General features: G+C 43.2%; 6 protein-coding genes. 3 read left to right on the top strand and 3 right to left on the bottom strand.

All coding sequences use genetic code 11. From position 1 onward, the window contains the following. Positions 1-160: 160 nt before the first annotated feature. Positions 161-3,193 (top strand): glycosyltransferase family 117 protein, encoded by a 3,033-nt coding sequence (locus tag AC1DRQ_RS28280; RefSeq protein WP_477428985.1) that lies wholly within the window; start codon positions 161-163, stop codon positions 3,191-3,193. A 245-nt stretch (positions 3,194-3,438) separates the two neighbouring features. Here the strand turns inward: AC1DRQ_RS28280 and kdsB are convergent, their stop codons facing one another. From kdsB to trpS, 3 genes are all read right to left on the bottom strand, one after another. Beyond that, complete coding sequence (kdsB, locus tag AC1DRQ_RS28275) at positions 3,439-4,173, bottom strand: 3-deoxy-manno-octulosonate cytidylyltransferase (RefSeq protein ID WP_477428983.1); 735 nt, start codon at positions 4,171-4,173, stop codon at positions 3,439-3,441. Positions 4,174-4,306: 133 nt separating this feature from the next. After that, positions 4,307-4,921, bottom strand: coding sequence for a deoxynucleoside kinase (locus AC1DRQ_RS28270; RefSeq protein ID WP_477428981.1), 615 nt, complete (start codon positions 4,919-4,921; stop codon positions 4,307-4,309). Positions 4,922-5,057: 136 nt separating this feature from the next. Then, positions 5,058-6,053 (bottom strand): tryptophan--tRNA ligase, encoded by a 996-nt coding sequence (gene trpS / locus AC1DRQ_RS28265; protein WP_477428979.1) that lies wholly within the window; start codon positions 6,051-6,053, stop codon positions 5,058-5,060. Positions 6,054-6,212: 159 nt separating this feature from the next. Here trpS and AC1DRQ_RS28260 point away from each other — a divergent pair, with 159 nt between their 5' ends. Beyond that, on the top strand, positions 6,213-6,824 hold the full coding sequence (locus AC1DRQ_RS28260; protein WP_477428977.1) for a lysophospholipid acyltransferase family protein: 612 nt from the start codon (positions 6,213-6,215) through the stop codon (positions 6,822-6,824). A gap of 57 nt (positions 6,825-6,881) precedes the next feature. Continuing rightward, positions 6,882-7,531, top strand: a 650-nt coding sequence (locus tag AC1DRQ_RS28255) for a lysophospholipid acyltransferase family protein (RefSeq protein ID WP_477428975.1), incomplete at its 3' end; no start/stop codon positions are given.

The following is a 7,531-nucleotide window of genomic DNA, read 5'->3' as shown; positions in this document are numbered from 1 at the left end:
ACACCAACCATAGACTTGTTATGAAATGTTAAATGCTTTAAATCAATAAGTTAAATTCTGTTAAAAGTTGTTAAGGTATGTTAATGTGTACGGGGTTTTGGCAATTTACACCGAAATTGTGGCCTGTAACTTATGATGAAAACTTTACACCTTATTATTTATGCAGTACAATAAGATCAATAACCTGTTAGGCTGGCTGTGCCTGCTGATAGCTTTTGCTACCTATGTTTTAACCTTAGAACCATCGGTTAGTTTTTGGGATTGCGGCGAGTTTATATCCTGCGCTTACAGGCTGCAGGTATCGCACCAGCCTGGTTACCCCATGTTTGCCATGTTGGGCAAAGTTTTTTCCCTGCTATCTATGGGCGACAATACTAAAGTACCGTATTTTACGAATTTGGGCTCGGCCCTAGCCAGCGGCGCAACGGTGATGTTTTTGTTCTGGACTATCACCGCACTGGCCAAAAAATTACTCATCAAAAATGGCGAAGCTGTTACCCAGTCGCAACTGATCGCGATCATGGGTGCAGGACTGGTTGGCGCATTGGCCTTTGCTTATACCGATACCTTTTGGTTTTCGGCTGTCGAAACCATTGTATTCGCGCTGGCATCATTATGTATGGCTATAGTGTTTTGGGCCATTTTAAAGTGGGACGCCCATGCCAACGAACCCGGCGCCGATAAATGGATAGTGCTTATTGCCTATATTATGGGTTTATCAATAGGCATACACTTGCTAAACCTGTTATCCATCCCCGCCGTAACCATGGTTTATTATTTACGGCGGTATAAAAATCCGACTATAAAAAGCGGCATCGTGGCCTTTGTAATCAGTATTGTGATACTGGGTTTGGTGCAGTATGGCATCAGGGAATATACCATTAAGGGAGCTGCCTATTTTGATTTGTTTTTTGTTAATAGCCTGGGATTGGGTTTTGGGAGTGGAGCCATCTTCTTTTTCCTGCTGATCATATCTGCAATTGTGGGAGGTATAATTTACAGCATCAGGCATAAAAAGCCCGCCTTAAACCTGGCGCTGGTATGTTTGGCGTTCATCTATTTTGGGTATGGTTCATTTGCTTATATCCCTATTCGCGCTTCGGCCAATACCAATCTGAATAATTCGCATCCCGATAATGCTTTTACCCTCAATGGCTACCTTAACCGGATACAATATGGCGATACGCCACTGCTTTACGGGCCTTACTTTGATGCCAAGGTTATTGATCAGAGCGAAGGCAGTGCTTTATACCGTAAAGGCAGGAACCGCTATGAAGTGGCCGGCAAAAGGCCCAATTATATTTTTGATCATAATACCCTGATCCCGCGGATGCACAGCACCGAGGGCGATGCCGATTATGCGCAGAATGTGCAGTTCTATAAGCAATGGCTGCAACTGGCCGACGGGCAAAAGCCAACTTTTATAGATAATATGAGGTGGATGCTGAGCTGGCAAATGTACCAGATGTACTGGCGCTACTTTTTATGGAATTTTGTTGGCCGTTATAATGACGTTGACGGGCAAACCAGCACCGTATCTATCGACGGCAACTGGACATCGGGTTTATTTGACGGTGGCAGGCATTTACCAAAATCGGTTACCGGTTCAAATACTTATACACCTTTATATGCTTTGCCGCTGATCATCGGTTTGTTGGGTATGGTTTTTCATTTCAGGCATAAAAAGAACGATGCAACGGTAATAGCGCTGCTTTGGTTTTTTACAGGTTTGGCTATTGTGTTATATGTTAACCAGGCCAATTTACAACCCCGCGAGCGCGATTACTCGTACGTTGGCTCGTTTTACGCTTTTGCTATATGGATTGGGTTAGGTGTACTGGCTATTAATGATTTGGTTAGGCGTAAAATAAACACGCGGGGTGCCGCGCTGGCTTCGGTAGCGGTTTGTTTGCTGGTAGCCCCGGTATTGCTGGCCCGCCAGGAGTGGGGCGGTCATGACCGCTCTACCAAAACTACGGCTCATGACATGGCTTATAATTTCCTGATATCGTGCCCTAAGGATGCTATTTTGTTTACCTATGGAGATAATGACACTTATTCGCTTTGGTATGATCAGGAAGTGGAGGGCGTTAGGCCCGATGTGCGGATAGTATGCAACAGCTTGCTGGGCATGGATTGGTATATACGCCAAATGGGGCGACCCATGAACCAATCGGCCCCGTTGCCCATTACCATGCCATTTGACAAATACAAACAGGGTGTGCGCGATGTAATTGCCTACAACGATGCTAAGATACCCGGATATGTGGATGTAAAAGATGTGTTTGATTTTATAACCTCTGATGATAGCCGTACCAAAGTGCAATACCAAAGCGGCGAAACCATGAATTATCTGCCTACTAAAAACTTTAAACTGGCTGTTGACCCGAAACAATTGGTGAAAAATGGTGTGGTTACTCCCGGGCAAAAAGATCAGCTGACAAGTAATATGGAATGGACGTACAACAACAATTATATGTTTAAAGATAATTTGGCTATTATGGATGTGCTGGCACATAATAACTGGAAAAGACCGATTTGCTTTAGCCTTGGTTTTGGCCAGGATAATATGGGCGGTTTACAGCCATATATGTACAAGGAAGGTTTTGTTTATCACCTGATACCTTTTAAGGCCGATACATCTATACAAAACCAATTGGGTAAAGTAAATAGTCTGGTGATGTACAATAACGTGATGAACAAGTTTAAATATGGCAATTTTAAACATGCTAAATATCTGGATGAAGTTTCAAAAACCGAATTTTATCCATTTATGGAAACTACCTTTCATGACCTTACCCAGGGCTTAATAAAGGATGGCCGGAATGATCTGGCCTTAAACGCCCTGCACAAATTTGATCAGGAAATGCCAGACATTAATCCTAATATTGATTCGGCGCATCGTAAATTGCAGTTAGCACAGGTAGCCTATAAACTGAATGATAAGGAGCTGGCCAATCGTTATGTAAAAGGTATAGGCAATTATCTTACCGATCAGCTGGCTTATAATTATAGCCTGCTGCAAAATAAACCAGAAGCGCTGGATGTTAACCAGGTACAGTTTCAGTTATATGTATTAAACGGCCTTGTTGATACTACCAAAAATTACCAGGAAACAGCCCTGCATAACCAATTCCAGGCACAGTTGGATGATTACGGGAATAAGTTCGCGGTATTGCAGAGCAGGCAGTAAGGATGCCTATAAATAATAGGATGTCATTGCGAGGTATGAAGCAAATAACAAATTTGTCATTCTGAGCATAGCGAAGAATCTAATCGCCGAATAGATCCTTCGTTCCTCAGGATGACAAGGTGGTGAAAGGGGTTGTCACACTACGCAATGACATATTTGTTAATTGTTGTACTGAAGCGCGGTGGGCACCTCCCCGCACGATCCTTCGAAAGGCTCAGGATGACAGCCCCTTTTTATGAGCAGCCTTAAAACATCGTATTCAGCTTCTTCAGGTCTTCCGGCACATCAACCGCGTAGGTTTCCAGTTCGGTTTCGGCAACTTTTATGCGGTAGCCGTTCTCAATCCAGCGCAGTTGTTCCAGACTTTCGACTTTTTCCAGTGACGATACGGGTAGTTTGGTGATCTGCTGCAATATATCGGCGCGGTAGCCGTATATGCCAATGTGTTTAAAAAAAGTATAAAACTCCAGCCAGTTCTCCGGTTCCTGTCCGCGGATGTGCGGCAGGGTTGAGCGCGAAAAGTAAACAGCTTCTGAAAGTTTATTGATCACTACTTTAGGCGAGTTGTAATTAAATAACTCTTCCTCGGTTTTAATGCGTTTTATGAGGGTGGCCAATTGCGTATTGGGGTCGTTGAAACAAGCCGTTAGCTTGGTGATCTGCTCCGGGTCAATAAATGGTTCATCGCCCTGTATGTTAATGATCACATCATATTCGGGGTGCAGCCGGGCAACTTCGGCGCAGCGGTCGGTGCCGCTTTGGTGGGTATCGGCAGTCATTACCGCTACACCGCCAAAAGTTTGTGTATGGTCAAATATGCGCCTGTCATCAGTGGCTACAATAACCTCGCTAAGACTGGTGCATTTTTTAGCTTGTTCATATACCCGCTGTATCATGCTCTTGCCTGCAATATCAACCAAAGGCTTACCCGGAAAACGGGAAGATGCATAACGGGCGGGAATGATACCGAGGATTTTCATTTTGAGTTTCGCGTTGCGTGTTGTCAGTTGCGGGTTTTTAAGTTGCGTATTGTAAGCCCGGGGATAAATTATTAATTTGATATAAAGTAAAATAGATTACACGAAACGCGCAACCCGTAACCCGCACCTCCAATTAAAACAGCCCGTTAATTTCCCGCTCTATCAGCTGAACAATGGTGGCCATATCTTCGGTATTGTTGGCAAAGTCAAGATTATCTTTATCCAGGATCAATAATTTGCCCAGTTTATAGTTCCTTATCCATTTGTCATACTTATCGTTCAGTTTCGACAGGTAATCCAAACGGATGCCAATTTCATATTCGCGGCCGCGGCGTTGTATATTGTTAACCAGCGTAGGTACCGATGCCTTGAGATAAACCAACAGATCGGGCGGTTTTATATACTCGGTGATATTATCAAATATAGATTGATAGTTCTCGTAATCGCGGGTGGTCATGAGGCCCATATCGTGCAGGTTCTCGGCAAAAATGTAGGCATCCTCGTAAATGGTCCTGTCCTGTAAAATATTGCGCCCGCTTTTCTGGATATCAATAATTTGGCGGTAACGGCTGTTCAGAAAGTAGATTTGCAGATTAAAGCTCCAGCGTTTCATGTCGCTGTAAAAATCTTCCAGATAAGGGTTATTATCAACAGCTTCAAACAATGGGTCCCATCCATAATTCCGGGCCAGCATTTCGGTGAGGGTAGTTTTGCCGGCTCCTATGTTTCCTACAATAGCTATATGCATGCGTTTGTTAGTTGTTGTTAGTTCAATGATAAGTGGTTGATAGCTTTAACGCAAAATGGCCATTAAAGTTTAACCAATACCTATGTGCAATTTCTAAAAATACATTTTGCACAATAAACTATCAACAAACAATCAATTAAAAATTTCTGAACCCTATAATTTCTCTTACTTCCTTAATTGTTTTTGATGCGCTTTCCCTTGCTTTATCGGCGCCCATCGCGGCTACTTTGTGTAAGTAATCAGCATCGTTGGTAATTTCGTTAATACGGTCGCGAATAGGGGCTGTGGCAATGATCATGTCTTCGGCCAGTTGCTTTTTCAGATCGCCGTAACGGATGCTGCAGGTATTATACAGGTTATTAAAATGCGCCAGCGTATCAGCCGGTGAAACAACCTTCATCAGGTCGAACAGGTTTTGGATCTCTGATGGTTTTGATTGGTTTTGGACCGTTGGTCCGCTGTCGGTTACCGCACGCATTACTTTTTTGCGGATGGCTTCGGGCGTATCACTCAGGAAAATGGCATTGCCTTCACCTTCTGATTTACCCATTTTACCTTTACCGTCAAGCCCTGGTATTTTGACCAGGTTCTCACTAAAGTTAAAGGCATAAGGCTCTGGAAAGTAATCGTGGTTATAAAGCCTGTTAAAGCGGTTGCCAAAGTTGCGTGACATTTCCAGGTGCTGCTCCTGATCTTTACCAACAGGCACCTTCGTAGCGCGGTGAATAAGAATGTCTGCTGCCATTAAAACGGGATAGGTAAGCAAGCCTGCGTTTACGTTATCGGGCTGGGCGCGTACCTTGTCTTTAAACGAAGTGCTGCGTTCCAACTCGCCCATATACGCATTCATATTCAGGTACAGGTATAACTCGGTTACCTCAGGTACATCGCTTTGTACATAAATAGTAGCTTTTTCCGGATCAATCCCGGCGGCTAAATATTCCACCAAAACCTGTCGCACATTACCATGCAGATCGGCAGGGGTAGGGTGGGTGGTTAACGAGTGCAGATCGGCAATAAAAAAGAAGCAATTATATTCATGCTGCATTTTTATAAAGTTTTGCAACGCTCCATAGTAATTTCCTAAATGCAGGTTCCCGGTTGAACGGATGCCACTAACAACAGTTTCCATAGGCTGCGAAAGTAAGTATTTTTTCTATTTTTGATGACGATGAAAATGATATTGAGAAAAGCACACGGGTATTTTTACGTGTTTTGTGTAGCCTTTTTCTATTTTATATTTTGGCCTTTTTTTTATTACTGTTCATTAAAGCCCGAACGCTTTAAACGTATGAACCAATTTCGCAGGGTATGGGCTTTTCTCAGCTCTGCTTTTGCTGGCTTTTTTTACCGTTTTAAATTTGAAGTACCTGTTGACTGGAGCAAAACCTATATTGTTTGCCCTAACCATACTTCAAATCTTGATATAACCGCCATGTGCATATTGGTGAACACCAACTGCAGCTTTATGGGCAAGCAGGAACTGGAAGATGAATTAGTAACCAGCCTGTTCTTCCGTTCGGTGGATATCCCGGTTAACCGGGATAGTAAAATGTCATCATTCCGGGCATTTAAAAAGGCAGCCGAAAAACTGCAGAGCGGTATCCCCATGATCATATTCCCCGAAGGTGGTATAGCCAATGATTATCCTCCCCGTCTGCAGGAATTTAAAAATGGCCCCTTTAGACTGGCCATCGAAATGAAAGTACCCATTCTCCCGGTAACGTCATCCAACATCTGGAAACTATTTTGGGATAACGGAACCAAACACGGCAGCAAACCGGGTATCAGTGAGTATTTTGTGCATAAACCAATTGATACGACAAACTTAACCCCCGATGATGCTGATGCGCTGCGCGACAAGGTTTATGGCATCATGAAACAGAAATTCGAAACACCCTGACCGTTGGCCACAGTTTAGCTTGCGCTTAAGTGAGTATTTTTTCTAATTTTGGTCGCCATGAAATTGACATTAAAAAGAATACACACTTATTTTTACAGGTATAGTGTCGCATTCTTTTTTATACTTTGCTGGCCCGTATTATACCCCCTTAGTAAAAAGCCGGCATTATATAAGCACATTAACAGGTTCAGGAAACTGATCATATATTTAAGCTCCAGTGTTTCGGGTATATTTTACCGTGCCCGGTATGAGCAGCCAATTGATTGGAGCAAAACTTATGTAATATGTCCAAATCACACCTCCAATCTTGATGTATCAGCCATAAGTACTAATCTGCATAATAACCATTGTTTTATAGGTAAGGAAGACCTGAAGGATAACTTTGTACTGGGCCTTTTTTTCAGAACGATTGACATTACGGTTAATCGTGAAAGCAAAATGTCGTCCTTCCGGGCATTTAAGGTAGCTGCCGAAAGGTTAAAGAGCGGAGTGAGTGTTGTTATATTTCCGGAGGCCACTATTCCCGGGGCGTATCCACCTATTTTGCATTCATTTAAAAACGGCCCTTTCAGGCTGGCCATTGAAATGAAAGTGCCTATAATTCCGGTAACATCTCTGGATACCTGGAAAGTGCTTTGGGATACCGGAAAGGAATTTGGCAGCAGACCCGGAATTTGTGATATATTTGTACATAAACCCATTGAAAC

The organism is Mucilaginibacter sp. P4_E8 (genome assembly GCF_056401495.1).
Note: the sequence above shows the minus strand (reverse complement) of the source record. Positions and strands in the feature narration are given on the sequence as shown.